General features: G+C 58.9%; 12 protein-coding genes and 5 pseudogenes. 3 read left to right on the top strand and 14 right to left on the bottom strand.

Annotation, left to right across the window (positions count from 1 at the left end):
• Nucleotides 1-111: 111 nt before the first annotated feature.
• From atzF to OMP40_RS42365, 8 genes and pseudogenes are all read right to left on the bottom strand, one after another.
• Nucleotides 112-1866 (bottom strand): allophanate hydrolase, encoded by a 1755-nt coding sequence (atzF, locus tag OMP40_RS27810; protein WP_277536161.1) that lies wholly within the window; start codon nucleotides 1864-1866, stop codon nucleotides 112-114.
• Nucleotides 1867-1962: 96 nt separating this feature from the next.
• The gene (locus OMP40_RS27805; protein WP_277536160.1) at nucleotides 1963-2544 is read right to left on the bottom strand and encodes a ring-opening amidohydrolase; all 582 of its coding nucleotides are present in this window, start codon (nucleotides 2542-2544) and stop codon (nucleotides 1963-1965) included.
• Nucleotides 2492-3037: pseudogene (locus tag OMP40_RS27800) on the bottom strand (ring-opening amidohydrolase); the annotation flags it as partial. The gene OMP40_RS27805 and the pseudogene OMP40_RS27800, both read right to left, overlap by 53 nt.
• Nucleotides 3034-3786: an ABC transporter permease gene (locus tag OMP40_RS27795; protein WP_277536158.1), complete on the bottom strand. Its 753-nt coding sequence runs from the start codon at nucleotides 3784-3786 to the stop codon at nucleotides 3034-3036. The gene OMP40_RS27795 and the pseudogene OMP40_RS27800, both read right to left, overlap by 4 nt.
• Nucleotides 3783-4640, bottom strand: coding sequence for an ABC transporter ATP-binding protein (locus tag OMP40_RS27790; protein ID WP_277536156.1), 858 nt, complete (start codon nucleotides 4638-4640; stop codon nucleotides 3783-3785). The genes OMP40_RS27795 and OMP40_RS27790 overlap by 4 nt, the downstream gene beginning before the upstream one ends.
• A gap of 14 nt (nucleotides 4641-4654) precedes the next feature.
• Nucleotides 4655-5731 carry an ABC transporter substrate-binding protein gene (locus OMP40_RS27785; protein WP_277536154.1) on the bottom strand — a complete coding sequence of 359 codons (1077 nt, stop codon included), beginning with the start codon at nucleotides 5729-5731 and terminating at the stop codon, nucleotides 4655-4657.
• A gap of 26 nt (nucleotides 5732-5757) precedes the next feature.
• On the bottom strand, nucleotides 5758-6075 hold the full coding sequence (locus OMP40_RS27780) for a cysteine hydrolase family protein (RefSeq protein ID WP_338131250.1): 318 nt from the start codon (nucleotides 6073-6075) through the stop codon (nucleotides 5758-5760).
• Between the two features lie 112 nt (nucleotides 6076-6187).
• A pseudogene (locus OMP40_RS42365) lies at nucleotides 6188-6361 on the bottom strand (cysteine hydrolase); the annotation flags it as partial.
• Nucleotides 6362-6730: 369 nt separating this feature from the next.
• Here OMP40_RS42365 and OMP40_RS27770 point away from each other — a divergent pair.
• A pseudogene (locus OMP40_RS27770) lies at nucleotides 6731-7165 on the top strand (N-acetylmuramoyl-L-alanine amidase family protein); the annotation flags it as partial.
• Nucleotides 7166-7276: 111 nt separating this feature from the next.
• Here the strand turns inward: OMP40_RS27770 and OMP40_RS27765 are convergent.
• The 4 genes and pseudogenes from OMP40_RS27765 to OMP40_RS27750 form a co-directional block, all read right to left on the bottom strand.
• Nucleotides 7277-7931: pseudogene (locus OMP40_RS27765) on the bottom strand (L,D-transpeptidase family protein).
• Nucleotides 7932-8163: 232 nt separating this feature from the next.
• On the bottom strand, nucleotides 8164-8607 hold the full coding sequence (locus OMP40_RS27760) for a cell wall hydrolase (RefSeq protein ID WP_277536152.1): 444 nt from the start codon (nucleotides 8605-8607) through the stop codon (nucleotides 8164-8166).
• Between the two features lie 57 nt (nucleotides 8608-8664).
• Nucleotides 8665-9900: a PQQ-dependent sugar dehydrogenase gene (locus OMP40_RS27755; protein ID WP_277536149.1), complete on the bottom strand. Its 1236-nt coding sequence runs from the start codon at nucleotides 9898-9900 to the stop codon at nucleotides 8665-8667.
• A 180-nt stretch (nucleotides 9901-10080) separates the two neighbouring features.
• A complete protein-coding gene (locus OMP40_RS27750) occupies nucleotides 10081-11088 on the bottom strand; it encodes an AraC family transcriptional regulator (protein ID WP_277536147.1) in 1008 nt (335 codons plus the stop codon).
• Nucleotides 11089-11272: 184 nt separating this feature from the next.
• Here OMP40_RS27750 and OMP40_RS27745 point away from each other — a divergent pair, with 184 nt between their 5' ends.
• Complete coding sequence (locus OMP40_RS27745; RefSeq protein ID WP_277536144.1) at nucleotides 11273-12259, top strand: aldo/keto reductase; 987 nt, start codon at nucleotides 11273-11275, stop codon at nucleotides 12257-12259.
• Nucleotides 12260-12350: 91 nt separating this feature from the next.
• On the opposite strand, the gene OMP40_RS27740 is transcribed toward OMP40_RS27745, so the two are convergent.
• Together OMP40_RS27740 and OMP40_RS27735 are read right to left on the bottom strand one after the other, a co-directional pair.
• Nucleotides 12351-12791, bottom strand: coding sequence for a GNAT family N-acetyltransferase (locus OMP40_RS27740; protein ID WP_338131249.1), 441 nt, complete (start codon nucleotides 12789-12791; stop codon nucleotides 12351-12353).
• Nucleotides 12792-12978: 187 nt separating this feature from the next.
• Nucleotides 12979-13902, bottom strand: a complete 924-nt coding sequence (locus tag OMP40_RS27735) for a phytanoyl-CoA dioxygenase family protein (protein WP_277536142.1) — start codon at nucleotides 13900-13902, stop codon at nucleotides 12979-12981.
• A 135-nt stretch (nucleotides 13903-14037) separates the two neighbouring features.
• Here OMP40_RS27735 and OMP40_RS40525 point away from each other — a divergent pair.
• Nucleotides 14038-14256 (top strand): annotated as a pseudogene (locus OMP40_RS40525) (hypothetical protein); the annotation flags it as partial.
• Nucleotides 14257-14344: the final 88 nt, after the last annotated feature.

Here is a 14344-nt window from a genome sequence, read left to right as displayed (position 1 = left end):
CCCGATGATACAGATGCCAGTGGTTGGGCATCAGTCCCCATTCCATGTCGGCTCCGACGACGACTTTTGTTTCCTCCGCTTTGATCATGCTGTCGCGCTCCTTTTATAGGTCTAGTTATTTTTGAGCAATTGTACGTTCCGCCAGCTCCCGGCAAAGGTCACGTCCTCCGTATCCGACGCCGCGTATCCTTCGCACACGAACCCGGGCACCTCGGTGCCGTCGGCCAGCTCGACCTTGCCGATGCCAAGCGGTGCGGGGATGAGCGCCGCGAATCGGCCAAACGCTGCGAGCGGCATCTCCCATATTTCCATCTCGATCGCGGAGCCGCCCTTCTCCTGCTTGACGAGCCCCGGCTTGGCCGGAGATGTCGGCAGACGGTAAAGCTTGTATTTGGAAGCCGTCTTCGCTTCCTTGACGAATGCGGCGCCATGCGCCTTCATTTGCGGCTCCAGCGGATAACCTCTCATATGAAGCCCGCATACGGCAACGAACGTCGTCATCGGCTGCTCCTCGGAAACATCGGATGAGCGTTGGCTCGCCTTCCCGGAAGGATCGGCCCAGCGGATCGCCAGCTTCGCCAGCATGTCTTCGCCGCCCGACACCGCAAACAAAGTAATGCCGAACGGCACGTCCGGCGCCGCTTCTCCCGCCGGAACCGCAAGGGCGCACAAATCGAGCAGGTTGCAGTGATTGGTCCACCGCCCCATGTCGCTGTTCGTCCGAATCGGATCGACCCGGACCTCGTCGCGAGACCATGTGCCGCCGGCCGTGGGCAGCAGGAGTGCCGCATCCTCGAGCAGCTTGGCCGCTTCATGCTTCAAGGCTTGAATCCGGTGCATGGCCGAAAAGACCGAAGCCGCATCGTGCCGGTCACCGGAGCCTGAGCGCAGCACCCGCTCCGTCACGGGGAACGCCGCGCCGGGATGGGCATCGATGAACGCGCCCAACGCAGACCAGCGCTCGGCGACCCACGGCCCGTCGTAAAGCACGGCGGCCGCCTCCGCGAACAACGCGTAATCGATCGTTTGAACCTCGATGCCGAGCTGTGCCGCTTTCCGCTCCGCCTGGCGCCAAGCCGCTTCGTACCGGGAGGCGTAAGGGCCGAAAAAAGGCCAATCGCCGCCAGGGAGCAACAAGCGCTTCGGTAGCTCCGGCGAACGCCGGACGATCGTGCGCGTCCAGGGATCCGCAGCATCCGGTCCGCGCGCGACCCCGTCGACGCGCATCGCGTCCTCCAGCTCGTGCGCGAACACGGTCACGCAGTCCAGACTCCGGCAAGCCGGCACGACGCCTCGCGTCGGCCAGGAACCGAGGCTCGGCTTTAAGCCAATCAAGCCGTTCAGGGCTGCGGGCACGCGTCCCGAGCCTGCGGTATCGGTGCCGAGCGCGAAAACGGCATGTCCTCTTGCGACGGCGACGGCCGAGCCGGAGCTGGAGCCGCCGCTGATCAGTTCGGGCTTCAGCGCGTTGTGCGTCTCGCCGAACGGGCTTCGCGTGCCGACGAGTCCGGTCGCGAATTGGTCCAGGTTCGTCTTGCCGAGCGGGATCGCGCCCGCTTCGATCAGCCGCTGAACGACGGCGGCGTGCGCATCCGGCGTATAGGCGAATGCGGGACAGCCCGCCGTCGTGGGGACGTTCGCCAGGTCGATATTATCCTTAATGGCAAACGGGATTCCCCACAGGGGCGCCGAGCGGTCCATCGTATCCAGCCGCTTCAGATAGGGCTCGATCGTCTCCGCATCCGGCGGCGCGATCCAGATGTTCATATGTTCATCGGCGACCGATCGGCGGATCATCTCCGCCACGACGTCGCGCGGCGCAAGCTTTGAAGCCGCGTATTGCTCCCGCAGCCAGGACGCGGTCATTCGAAGGGGGGAATTGTGCAGCAGTCATCTTCGGCCTCTCCTCCTTGGCGCTTGACGGCTGCGCCTGTACCGTACCTTTAAGTTTATTTGCTTGAACTACGTATTGGTGCGGCGGAAAATGACGGCTACCGGTCCGCCGCCCGCCGGCCCTTGATGCTCCGCGCCTCCGGAGACGTAGATCATCGGATCGCCGACGATGGAAGCCAGCACGGCGCCGACGGCCGCCCGCGCATGACGCGTATGGTTAATGTCCGAATCGTTAAGCATCGTATGTCTGCGGCCGCGGATGAGACCCGTCGGATCGGCCTCGGCCTTCGCCAGCACCTGCACGACCTCCGCTCCCGGGTGGTCAGCCAGCATCGCGAGCAGCGGCTTCGCATCGATCGCGTCGGTCATGACGCCGTGGCTCATGAACAGATCGCCGCTCGCCTGCGCCGAGTTGCCGAAGACGATCACCTCGCAGTAGGCGAGCTCGCTTCCCGCCGAGGTGGACGCCACTTCGCTGAATTTGTCCCACGAGTGGCAGACGTCGTCGTCGCCGATCTCTTCGCGGCCGATCTCCCCCGAGCGCCACGGCGGCGCCGAGCGCGGACGCGCCGCGGGAATAGCCCATCGACTTGTACGTATCGTCGACCGCGACTTCGGCGCCCCGGGCTCTGGCCTCCGCGATGTCGGCATCCGTCAGCAGCGGGCATTTGATCTGTACGAAATGCACGTCGGAAGCCGCTTCGATCCGCGCCTCCGCCATAGCTCGGCTAACGGCTGTCGACACTTCCTCGATTTGGGCCGAGCGTCCGAGCTCCTCCGGAAGGAAGCGCCGAGTATGCGCGACGCCGACCGCAAGCGACTTCAAGCCAGCGCCAGCCGGCCCTCCCTCCGCTTCGGATCGGCTGATGACCGTGAAGTGCGGCGCAAGCACGCCCTCCGTACCGCCCGACATAATAAAGGAGATCTGCTCCGCCGCTTCCGCGCCGATCAGTCCGGCGAAGAAGCCGCGAAGCGTTTGAACCGCGTACCCTCTCGTAAAATCGTTGACGCAGCCGTTGCCTTCCGTTTTGCCCAATACCGCGATCACCTGAGAAGGATGAATCGAGCCTGCTTCGATATGTGCCCGCAGCGATGCCGTATCGCTGGGAGACGCTGCCGGGACGCGTACGACCGAGATCCTCATACTTCATCCACCTTCTGCCAGAAAATGACTCTTTTTTCGACCGATGCAATGATTCCGAACAAGATCAGCCCCGCGACCGCGGCCGCGGCGATCGCCGAGAACATGACCGGCGTGTCTAGATGATAGGAAGACAACAGCACCAAGTAACCGAGCCCCTTGTTCGAACCGACGAACTCGCCGACGATGGCGCCCACGATCGCGAGCGAGCTTGAGATTTTGAGCGCGGACAGCACATAGGGAAGGCTGGTCGGCAGCCGCAGCTTCCAGAAGATCTCCGCCTTCGTCCCTTTATAAGCCGAGAATAGCTCCCAGGCTTCGTGCTCGACCGCCTTCAAGCCTTTAACGCTGTTAACGAGTATCGGAAAAAAGCAAATGATCATGGAAGCGGCCACTTTCGACCAATAGCCGGTGCCCAGCCAAATGACGAGCAGCGGCGCCAGCGCCACGACCGGCGTCGTCTTGAGCGCGATCGCGAGCGGGAAGATCCCCTTCTCGGCCGGACGGGAATGCACGAACAGAATCGCCGTCAAAAATCCAAGCACGTTGGCGAGCAGGAAGCCGAGCACCGCCTCATACAAGGTCGCGCCCATGTTGCGCAGCAGCTCGCCGTCGACGACCCGGGCGATGTCCGAGGGCGCGGGGAGCAAATAAAGCGGGATGTCGAATATGCGGACGACGGCCTCCCAGATCAAGATCAGACCGACGGCGAATGCGATCGGATAAAGAACGTCCTTGATTTTAGTCGTCATAGCGCCTTCACCTGCTTTCGAATTTCCCTGACCGTGCTCAGGAATGCCGGGAGCTCCTGCATCTCGGCTTCCCGCGGATGGGCGAGCGGCACCTGTACGATATCGCTAACGTTGGCCGGGCGCGGCGACATCATGACGATCCGGTCGGACATGAGCACGGATTCCTGAATCGAGTGCGTGACCATGACGACCGTGTTCAACTTGGTGTCCGGGTTCGCCCATAGGCGGAGAAGCTCGATATTGAGCTTCTCGCGCGTGAATTCGTCCAGCGCGCCGAACGGTTCGTCCATCAACAGAATCGACGGGTTCGCCGCCAGCGCTCTGGCGATGGCGATCCGCTGCTGCATCCCGCCGCTCAGCTGCTGCGGGTAGTGGTTGCGGAAGTCCGCCAGCCCGACGAGCTCCAGCGTCCACTCCGCCCGCTCGCGGCGTTCGGCCTTCGATTGCTTGGCGCGCTGCGGACCGATGTTCAGCGGCAGCTCGATATTCTGAATCGCGGTTTGCCACGGCATAAGCACCGGTTTTTGAAAAACGATGCCGATCTCCTCCCGGGGCACATGAAGCGTGATCCCGCCGCCTTGATCCGGCCGCAGCAAGCCGAGGATCAGCCGAAGGAGCGTCGACTTGCCGCAGCCGCTCGGACCGAGGATGGACATGAATTCGCCGCTTCGGACGTCGAGCGACACCCCGTTTAAGACGCGTACGCTGCCGAACGTCAGCGAGCAATTTTGTATGGAAATGGCGCTGGTTTGGAGGTGAGCGCCTGAGCTTGCGCCGGCACTGCCTCCGGCGTCAAAGGCTGCGCCGGCGGCGCGTTCTCTGACGGATCCTGCTAGGCTACTGATGGCCGCCATCGGCGATCACTCCTTTAAGGTTGAATGAATTCGTTCGTGAAGGCCGAGGCCAGGTCCTGCTTCTTCTTCAGGAAGCCGACGTCGATCAGGCTGTCCTGCAGCGTGCTCCACTGCGACTCTTCCATCTGACCGAGCGGTCCTTTGTCCGCTTCGAGCAGCGGAATGCTGGCTTTCATCATTTTCGTCTCATGCTCCAGGTTCAGCTGATCGCCGAATTGGACCGTCACCTGCGCCGCCTCATCCGGGTGGTTGATGGCATAATCCCAGCCCTTCATCGTCGCTTGAACGAAGCCCTTCACCGTCTCGGGGTCCTTCTGGATCATTTTTTCGGTCGTGAACAGCGTATCCGCGTAAAAATTAATGCCGTAGTCGCTCGGATAAATGACGTTTACTTCTTCTCCTTGCTCTTGGGCGGCGATCACTTCATTGATAACGTAGCCCGGCCAAGCTTTGACTTGTCCCGTCAGCAGCGGGCTGAGATCGAACTTGACGGGCATCTCGCTGATCGATTTGGCCTTCACGCCGGCCTTGTTGACCATGGCCCGGTACGTGAGCTCCTCGTTGCCGCCGAGCTTGACGCCAACCTTCTGGCCTTCGAGATCCTTCATGGACGTAATGCCGGAGCTCTTAAGCGTGAACAGCACGAACGGCGTCGAGCGGTAAATGACGGACAGCGCGACGACCGGCGCCCCTTTTTCGCGGGACATCAGAATCTGGTCGGCTCCCGTGACGCCGAAGTCTTCGCTGCCCGAGGATACCATCTGCACCGACGGGAAGTCCGAACCGCCCGGTCGAATGTCCACGTCGAGGCCGGCATCCTTGTAGTACCCTTTCTCCTTGGCCATGTAGAAGCCGGCGAATTGCGCCTGATTGATCCATTTCAGCCGGACGACGACTTTTTTAAGCTTCTGGGTACCCGCATCCATGCTCGCCGCCGAAGACGTAGCCGCCGTCGCGGACGAGGCCGAGCCGCCGTCCGGCGCCTGACTGCCGCTCGTTCCGTTGCTCGCAGAATTGCTGCCGCAGCCGGCAATCGCGACGATCGAAGACAATAATAGAGCCGACATCCATTTTCCGTTCACTTTACGCATGCTTGATTCCCCCCGTTGTTATGTTTTTATAGCGATTCAAGAGCGGTCAGCAACTTGCTAGAATCGGATACGCTGCCGAACACGCCGCCTTGCATCTGCACCATGCGAAGCGCGGCTTCGTGGTTGGAAGGATCGGTCGCTCCCGTGCAATCCTCCAGAATCAGGCATTCGTAGCCGCGGTCGTTCGCTTCGCGCATCGTCGTATGGACGCATACGTCCGTCGTGATCCCCGTCAGAATAAGGTGCGTGATCCCGCGCGTTTTCAGCAGCAGATCCAGGTCCGTCGCATAGAAGCTGCCCTTGCCCGGCTTGTCGACGATCGGTTCCCCCCGGCAGCGGCGCAAGCTCGGGAATGATCTCCCAGCCGGGTTCCCCGCGTACCAGAATCCGCCCCATGGGACCAGCGGAGCCGATCTCGGCTCCTGCCCTGGCGCTTCTCCACCGTTTGTTTTCCGGCAGGTCGGACAGGTCCGGACGGTGTCCCTCTCTCGTGTGGATGACCGTGAAGCCCGGAATTTCCCTCACTCCTTTGAGCAGCCGCGAGATCGGCCCGATCGCCCGCGCCGTCAAGGACAGATCGTAGCCCATTCGCTCGACGTAGCCGCCTTTGCCGCAAAAATCGGTTTGCATATCGATCACCAAAAGCGCCGTTTTGTTCGGATGAATTTTGCCGTCAAAGGGCCAAGCATAGGGTGTCGCCTCTACCGTCATGTTAGCTCCTCCTATCCCTAATGTCTTATCTCTTTGTTATGTGTCACATTATATCACGCAAATTTTTAATATTCTTTGTGTATTTCCCAAATATCTTTGCAATATTGTTGTAAAAATCACGAATCAGCTTAAATATATGACACACAATGTAATATAAATGTTGTGCCAAATGATTTATCTTTGAATTCCACTCTAAAAGAGACGGTTCGCGCCATTAGAAGAACCACTAACCTATGAAACTTTTAACAAAAAGTGGTCGTCTAAACCTAGACGCTTCTTGCGCTTAAAGTAGAAAATCTATTGCTGAACGATCCGAACTTCCAAGTTATGATGACGCGTCGCGACGACACCTTTGTCCCGCGGCCGGAACGCGCCTCGCTCGCAAATGCGGTACATGCCGATGCCTTCGTATCGATTCACGCCAACATCGCAGACGGCAAACCGACCGTGCGGGGTACGGAGACTTATTATTATATAAATAGCGGCAAAACGTTGGCGGACATCATGCATAAGCATGTACTGGGCGCAACCTGCTTCACCGACCGCAAGGTCAAGAACGCGAATTACCAGGTGCTGCGCGAGACGACGATGCCCGCCACGCTGCTTGAAGTCGGGTTCCTGTCCAATGCGACGGAAGAATCGATCTTGTTCAGCGACAGCTTCCAGAACCGGGTTGCGCAGGCGATCGTCTACGGGCTGCAGGAATACTTCGGCGTGAAATGATTTTTAAGCAATAAGAAGCCCGCGATTATCGCGGGCTTCGTTCATTTTACGGCTGAAAAAAACCTTTGGATATGTATTCCTCTCCGTCGCTCGAATGCAGATGCAATCCGTTCATTCTAAAAGACCTAGCTTTTCGTATACGGCCTGCGTAACGACACCGCTCGGGACGAGGCCGTTTTGACGCTGGAATTTTTTTTAACGCGATCGTCGTCGAAGATCGAAATCTGCCGTCGCACGGGCCATGGTAATAACCCGCGCCTTGCAATCGGTTCTGGACGAGCTGAACGACAGCGCCTACGTCCCCTTCGCTTACCGGTTTTAATTCTTGATTCGCTTCGCCGAGCACATGGCCGAATATGGTGACTTTTGTTCCGACCGGTATGATCTCGTACAGTTCTTCAACATCCCGGTTCCGCATGCGAATGCAGCCGTGGCTCGCGTGCTGGCCGATGGAAAAGGGCTTGTTGGTGCCGTGGATGCCGTATACGCCCCAGGGCACGTTCAAGCCGATCCAACGCGATCCGAACGACGGACCCCAGTTTTTCCCCTTATAGGTGACGCTGTATTCTCCAACGGGCGTAGGCGTTGAAGGATTGCCGACCGCGACCGGGTAGCTTTTGTACGGCTTATGGTCCAAATTTACCAATAACCGATGTCGATCGGGATATACTTCGATTGAGAGCAGACCGCTGTCTTTGACGATCGGCAGCGCCGGATTTGCTTGAATCGGCGCAGGATGCGGCGTTTGAAGCGCGAAAAAGAAGATCGTCAAAATCCAGGCTTGCTTTTTGCATCGACTCATTCCGTCACCCGTTTGTTTTTCTATATCGTGACCGGATCCCGGAAAATCATGCAACATAGGCCGGGTCCAAAGTTACCGATGCGTTTGCGCCGATTACGGACACGACGACCATCGGTCCGCCCGCAAACCGCGAAAAGAGGGCCGTCCCGCATGCACAGCCTCGCATTCAAGCGCATGCGGCGCCCTCTTAACCGTTTTAAAACGTATTATATACGTTCTCGCACTCCTGTACCGTCGGTTGATAAAAGCAATGCTTTTTCCATCGCCCGACGAGCGGCTGGTCGTACCAGGTCGGCGGGCACGGTCCGGGGTTTTCGAACGATCCCGGCCGGAAATACCATAGCGAGAATTCGGCCGGCCAGCTCCGCTCCCCGTCCACCGCCCGCTGCGCCAGACGGCGCTCCCGTTCCCTGGCGTTTTGATAATACAAACCGTGCTGCAAAGCTTCGAACGCATGCGGCTGCTCGATCATTTGAGGAATCGTCCGGATGCCTTTAAAATCGGAGCAATTCGCCCGGATTCGATTGATACCCACGTTTCCGACGAGGAGCATGCCCGTTTCGCCTTCGGTCTCCGCCTCGGCCCGCAGCAGCCTCGCCAACATGTCGATATCCTGTTTCCTGGCTTTTACGACTGCCATAGGCTCACCTCATTCGATTTCTAGGCCATCATATTAAAAGGCAAGCCGATGTGTGACTCATTGCGCATCGAGTCGATACAAATCGCCTTCGGCCGAAGTCAAATACAGCTCTCCTTGCCCGTCCAGGCCGAATGTCGTGATGTTCAGCCGGGACTCCAGCAGCAGTTCGTTGCGATAACGGCCGGTAGCCGCCTCGCGAAGCGCCCAAATGGCTCCCGAACCATAGTCGCCGTATACATACCAACCGGCAAGCGCCTTCAGTGCCGAGCCGCGATATACATATCCGCCGGTTACGGACTGGCCCGCCTCGCGCCCGTAGGACCAGACCGGATCGATGGCTTGCGTTTGCTCCGCCGCGGCCTCGCAGCCGCCAGCCGGCTCGAAGCAGGACTTGGCCTCCATGAGCTTCCAGCCGTAATTGCCGCCCTTGACGATCTTGTCGATCTCCTCGAACTGGTTCTGTCCGACGTCGGCCGCCCATAGCTCTCCGGTATCGGCATCGAAGCTGAAGCGCCAAGGATTGCGAAGACCGTACGCGTAAATTTCCTTCGCGCCTCCGTTCGACGCGAACGGATTGTCGGCGGGGATCGCGTACGCTTTGCCGCCTTCCGTCCGGCTCGCGTCGATGCGAAGTATTTTGCCCAACAGCGTCCGCTTGTTCTGAGCGTTGCCCTGCGGATCTCCGCTGCCTCCGCCGTCGCCGGTCCCTATATACAAGTATCCGTCGGGTCCGAATGCCAGCTGGCCGCCGTTGTGATTGGCATAAGGCTGTTCGAACGTCAGCAGCGCCTGTTCGTCGAGCGCGTCTCCCGACGATGCCTCGCCCTCCTTGGGCAACCGGTAACGGGCGATGACGGTGGCCGTTTTCGTCGTATAGTTGACGTAGATGAATCCGTTGTCATCGTAGCCGGGATCGAAGGCGAGACCCAGCAGCCCTTGTTCCGCGCCTTTGGCGTAGACGCGATCCGTTATGTCCAGTTCTGTATGAGGCGCGCCGCCCGCGTCGGCCTCGCCTGTCCGAAACGATACGATGCGCCCTTCCTGCTCCGTCACGTACATTCGGTCTCCCTTCGCTTCGATCGACGTCGGTCGAACGAGCCGAGTCCCATCGAACACGCGCGTGAGTTTAACCCTCGCCGGCTGCGAGTCGTTATTCGGGGCGTTGTCCGAAGCGCTGTTTTCGAAGTCTTCAGTCGTTCCGATGGCCGTTTCTCCCTGCGGCTCATTCGCGCAAGCTTGCGACGACGCCAAAGCAAGGCCTAGCAGCGCATAAAGCCCCCACTTGGATTTCATTTCATCCCCCCCTGTCCTGCGTTCATCGTGCCGCAGGTCGTTTCGGGCTTCTGCTTGAAGCCTTCCCAAAGGGCATGCGGCATATCGTGCTTGAACCTGCTGCGCGGGAAGGCTTCGACGACAGTCCGACTTATTTCTTCCCGAATGGATTCGAAGTTTTGCCGACGGCGTCATAGCGGATCATACATCGATAGCTGCTGGCTCCCTCGGATCGACGCGAACAAAATCCTGTTCCGCCTCTTCCCGCAGCCGCTTGAGATCGCTGATCGGCGGCAACCCGAACAACCTGGCGTATTCGCGGCTGAACTGCGAAGGAGATTCGTAGCCGACCCGGTAGGCGGCATCGGCGGCATCTAGCGATTCGGTCAACAACAGCCGGCGCGCCTCCTGCAGCCGAATCCGCTTCTGGTATTGCAGCGGACTGAGCGTCGTGACCTCCTTAAAATAGCGGTGCAGCGAAGACGGGCCCATATGGGCCATCCTGGCGAGCTCGTCGATATGGAGCGGCCGAGCGTAATCTTGTTTGATGCGGGCGATGACGTCCGCCACACGGCTTGTGCCGCTTCCGGCCAGCGCAATCTGCTTGAAGGCGCCGCCTTGTTCTTCGCTAAGCAATCTGAAGTAGATCTCGCGGAGGACCAGCGGTGCCAAATAAGCGACTTCGCGTGGCGAATCCAGCAATCGGACAAGCCGAACCGCTGCGTCCAGCAAGGCGGGACTCGTCCGATCGACGTACGCTCCCCGCTTCGACTCCCTTGCATCCTCTCGGTCCAGCTTTGCGTCTTTGATCACCTCGAGCACTTGAGCCGGATCCAGACCGACACGCAAGCACAAGTATGGCGATTCCGCAGAAGCCTGCAGCAGCCGCGAGGTCACCGGCAGATCGACCGAAACGACAAAGTGAGCCGACGGTCCATAAGTAAAGCTTTCCCCGCCCAGCATGACCACCTTTGCGCCGCGGGCCACGATCACGACGCCGGGCTCGTAGACCGTATGGACGGGTAATGTCGCCTGCGAGCTGCGAATCAAATGAATCGATGGAATGTCGGTACGGAATATGCCGTCTTTGCCCGTATGTCGTTCGATCAGCTCGGCCAGCACGGCGAGCTTGTCGGCAGTCTGCTGATCGAAGTCCGTAAAAAACGCTTCACCGCCGGACGGTGGAGCGGCAATCTGCGATTGCGGCATCTTCTTCCCTCCGTCGTTTTTCGGAAATAGGTTAACAATATTATAGCACCGAACGAGGACCTTATCTGATCAGTTGGAGGATTAGGCAACAACATGGTACGAACCGGCTACCGGATCTCTTGCCATTCGTCGCATAATAAAGGTGCAGCTCCTAAGACCTTAAACAGGAAAGGCGGAATCGAAAATGAGAAGAAGAAAGTTGGGCAACGGCGGACTGGAGGTGTCGACGCTCGGACTTGGCTGCATGGGCATGTCCGATTTTTACGCCGGCAGAGACGACGAGGCTTCGCTTCGCACCATCGACCGCGCGCTTGAACTGGGCATCGATCTGCTCGATACGGCGGATATGTACGGTGTAGGCAAAAACGAAGAGCTGGTCGGCAAAGCGATCAAAGGTCGCCGCGACCAAGTGGCGGTAGCCACCAAGTTCGGCAGCATGCGCAGCGAGGACGGCAAGTTTCTCGGCGTCAACGGCCGCCCGGAATACGTCAAGGCCGCCTGCGAAGCGAGCCTGCGAAGGCTTGGCGTCGATTATATCGATCTGTATTATCAGCACCGCGTAGACCCGAATACGCCGATCGAGGAAACGATCGGCGCGATGGCCGAGCTGGTGCGGGAAGGCAAGATTCGTTATCTTGGCATGTCCGAGGCGGCGCCGGCGACGCTCCGTCGTGCGGCTGCCGTCCATCCGATCGCCGCGCTGCAGACGGAGTATTCGCTCTGGAGCCGCGATGTCGAGGACGATATTTTGGCCGTATGCCGCGAGCTCGGCATCGGGTTCGTGCCTTATAGTCCGCTCGGACGCGGCTTCTTGACCGGGCAGATTCGCAAGTTCGAGGACCTGGCGGAGGACGATTACCGCCGCTTCTCTCCTCGCTTCCAGGGCGACAACTTCCAGCGCAATCTGGATCTCGTCGATCGGGTCTCCGAGATCGCCGCGGAGAAGGGCTGCGAACCTTCCCAGCTGGCGCTGGCTTGGCTGCTGGCTCAGGGCGAAGACATCGTGCCGATTCCAGGCACGAAGCGGATCAAGTACCTGGAAGAGAATGTCGGCGCGCTTGACGTCATGCTGACGCCAGAGGATCTCGCGAGGATCGACGACGCCGCACCGCGCGGAACGGCCTTCGGCTTGCGCTATCCGGAAGCCTCGATGAGCAGCGTCAATATTTGATGCGAACGAAAACGCTTTGTTCGGAGGTTTGTCCGGGCAAAGCGTTTTTAAGAATGTTGACTTGCTCGTCAGAAACGGTAAAGCATCCGGCTTATGCGCGAATTCGTTTGATCAAGTCGTACCAGACAACGCCGCCGTGCTGGGAAGCGGACCTGCCGTGGTTCGAAAACCCCAGCTTTTCGTAAAAGGCTGCCAAATCAGCCTTGCACGTTAGCGTGATGCCATCCCTCTCGTTTTCTTCAGCGAGCTTCTCCCAATTCTCCATTAATCGCTTGGCAATGCCTTGTCCTCTGGCTTCTCGGGATACGGCCAATCCCAGAACGCTTTGATAGCCGCCTTTCTTCGGATTCGCCTTGATTTCTTCGAACAGATCGTCCGTGATGTACGGCCTTGCGATGACGGGTCCATTGATGTAGCCCCATATTTCCCCTGCGTTTTCAGCCACGATAAACGTATCCGGGATCAATCGTATCCGCTGCGCGAAGGCCGCTTCGGTGGCGGCTTCCTCCAGAGGGAAGCATTCCTTTTTCAATCCGCACCAGTTGTTCCAAATCCGATGCTAACACGTTTCGAAGCGTGATCATGCCTGTCGTCCTCCCGATTATAGTCCACTCCCCATTCTAGACGAATTCGGCCGATCCTGCCCGTTCCTTTCTTCGCGCGCCAAAAAAGGCCGATGCAGCAGCGCACCGGCCTCCAAACGTTTATTCGGTTGCGAATCAGTCTCTCCAATAGCTTAAATGCGGATATCTGAACGTATTCGACGCCTTCCGTTCGCCGAGGACGAGCGCGCCGTCCGGACGGTAAACGAACGGCTCTTCGCCTTGCGCGTATGACGCGTCTGCCCGGCGGTCCAGGCATGAGAGCAGCATCTGCTGCTTCAAGCCCAAATACTCGCGCGTATGCGGTCCGTAGTTCCATTCGATCTCGCCGGGACGGAACTCGTAATAAACCGTGCGGCGAAGCGGATTGCCGTCTCCGGCCGGGGAGCCGTGCAGCACCGTGATATCGTGGAATATCGCGTCGCCCGCTTCCAGCGGAACCGGAATCGCATCCTCCGTGCTGAAGCGATCGGCGCCATCCTTCTCGATCCGCGCTTTGCACGCTTCCTTCGACCACTTGTTGCTGCCGGGAATGACCCACAGGCAAGTCGCGAGATCGGCCGCGTCCAGATAAAAATCGACGTTAAAGATCGGGCGGGGATCCGTGCAGCCGTCCGGCACCTCGGCATCGCGGTGCCACGGTACGATGATGCCTTCGTCCGGCATTTTGAGCACCATCGAGTCCCAGGTCGGGATAAAATTACGGCCCTGCAGCTTTTCGACCGAGCGCAAAATAAAAGGATGACCGAGCAGCGCTTTCATCGGATCGCTTTTGTCGATGATGTACTCGATGCGGCGCAGGATATTGCGGCCGGATTTTCCGCCTTTGCCGTACATATAGTCCGGGTCGTCCTGAACGCCCGCCACGCCTTTTGCCACCTGCTTCTCCATCTCGTCCTGAACGATTTTCAGCTCTTCGCCGTGAAGCACGCCTTTGATCACGAGGAACCCGTTGTCCAGGAAAAACCGGGCCTGCTCCTCCGTAATGCTGCTTTGCGAACGCGCGTCCGCATAGATCGCTTCCGTCTGCTGCTTGTTCATCGAATCGTCTCCTCTATAATCGACTGTTGTCCTTTCGAATTCGATTCTATCGGACCGGAAGACCGATGTATTTGGTCCGAACATTGATTCTTGTTGCCAAAATCACTTTCCGTTACGATAGTAAAAAAAGGGGCGATGACGATGAGCGGCGAGGAAGAGGTTCGGGCGGCGCCGGGAGGAACGCGAACGAACGATGCAAGTTCAGATCAACCGGATTTTCAATATCCTCCCTACATCACGCTGGCGCATCTGTTTCATGCGCCGGCCGGATGGGCGATTCATAACCGAACGATGGGACAGTACGTCCTTCAATATGTCGTGGAAGGCAGAGCGGATTATCCGGTTAGCGGACATCCGTATCCGACCGTCAAAGGCGACCTGCTGTTCCACCGGCCCGGCGAGCCGCATTCCATCCTGACTTTGGAGGGGGGGAGCCGTACGT

The sequence above is a fragment of the Cohnella rhizosphaerae genome (assembly GCF_029525575.1).
Classification (GTDB): Bacteria; Bacillota; Bacilli; order Paenibacillales; family Paenibacillaceae; genus Cohnella; species Cohnella rhizosphaerae.
The sequence above is the reverse complement of the archived record's forward strand: the minus strand, read 5'-3'. Positions and strand labels throughout refer to the sequence as shown.

Excerpts from the sequence above, each read along its gene's own strand:
- OMP40_RS27760 (WP_277536152.1), bottom strand. The coding sequence starts at position 8,607 with ATGGCAGTCGTAAAAGCCAGGAAACAGGATATCGACATGTTGGCGAGG.
- OMP40_RS27785 (WP_277536154.1), bottom strand. The coding sequence starts at position 5,731 with ATGCGTAAAGTGAACGGAAAATGGATGTCGGCTCTATTATTGTCTTCG.
- OMP40_RS27745 (WP_277536144.1), top strand. The coding sequence starts at position 11,273 with ATGAGAAGAAGAAAGTTGGGCAACGGCGGACTGGAGGTGTCGACGCTC.
- OMP40_RS27735 (WP_277536142.1), bottom strand. The coding sequence starts at position 13,902 with ATGAACAAGCAGCAGACGGAAGCGATCTATGCGGACGCGCGTTCGCAA.
- OMP40_RS27750 (WP_277536147.1), bottom strand. The coding sequence starts at position 11,088 with ATGCCGCAATCGCAGATTGCCGCTCCACCGTCCGGCGGTGAAGCGTTT.
- OMP40_RS27805 (WP_277536160.1), bottom strand. The coding sequence starts at position 2,544 with ATGCCGACATCGCGGAGGCCAGAGCCCGGGGCGCCGAAGTCGCGGTCG.
- OMP40_RS27790 (WP_277536156.1), bottom strand. The coding sequence starts at position 4,640 with ATGGCGGCCATCAGTAGCCTAGCAGGATCCGTCAGAGAACGCGCCGCC.
- OMP40_RS27755 (WP_277536149.1), bottom strand. The coding sequence starts at position 9,900 with ATGAAATCCAAGTGGGGGCTTTATGCGCTGCTAGGCCTTGCTTTGGCG.
- OMP40_RS27795 (WP_277536158.1), bottom strand. The coding sequence starts at position 3,786 with ATGACGACTAAAATCAAGGACGTTCTTTATCCGATCGCATTCGCCGTC.
- atzF (WP_277536161.1), bottom strand. The coding sequence starts at position 1,866 with ATGACCGCGTCCTGGCTGCGGGAGCAATACGCGGCTTCAAAGCTTGCG.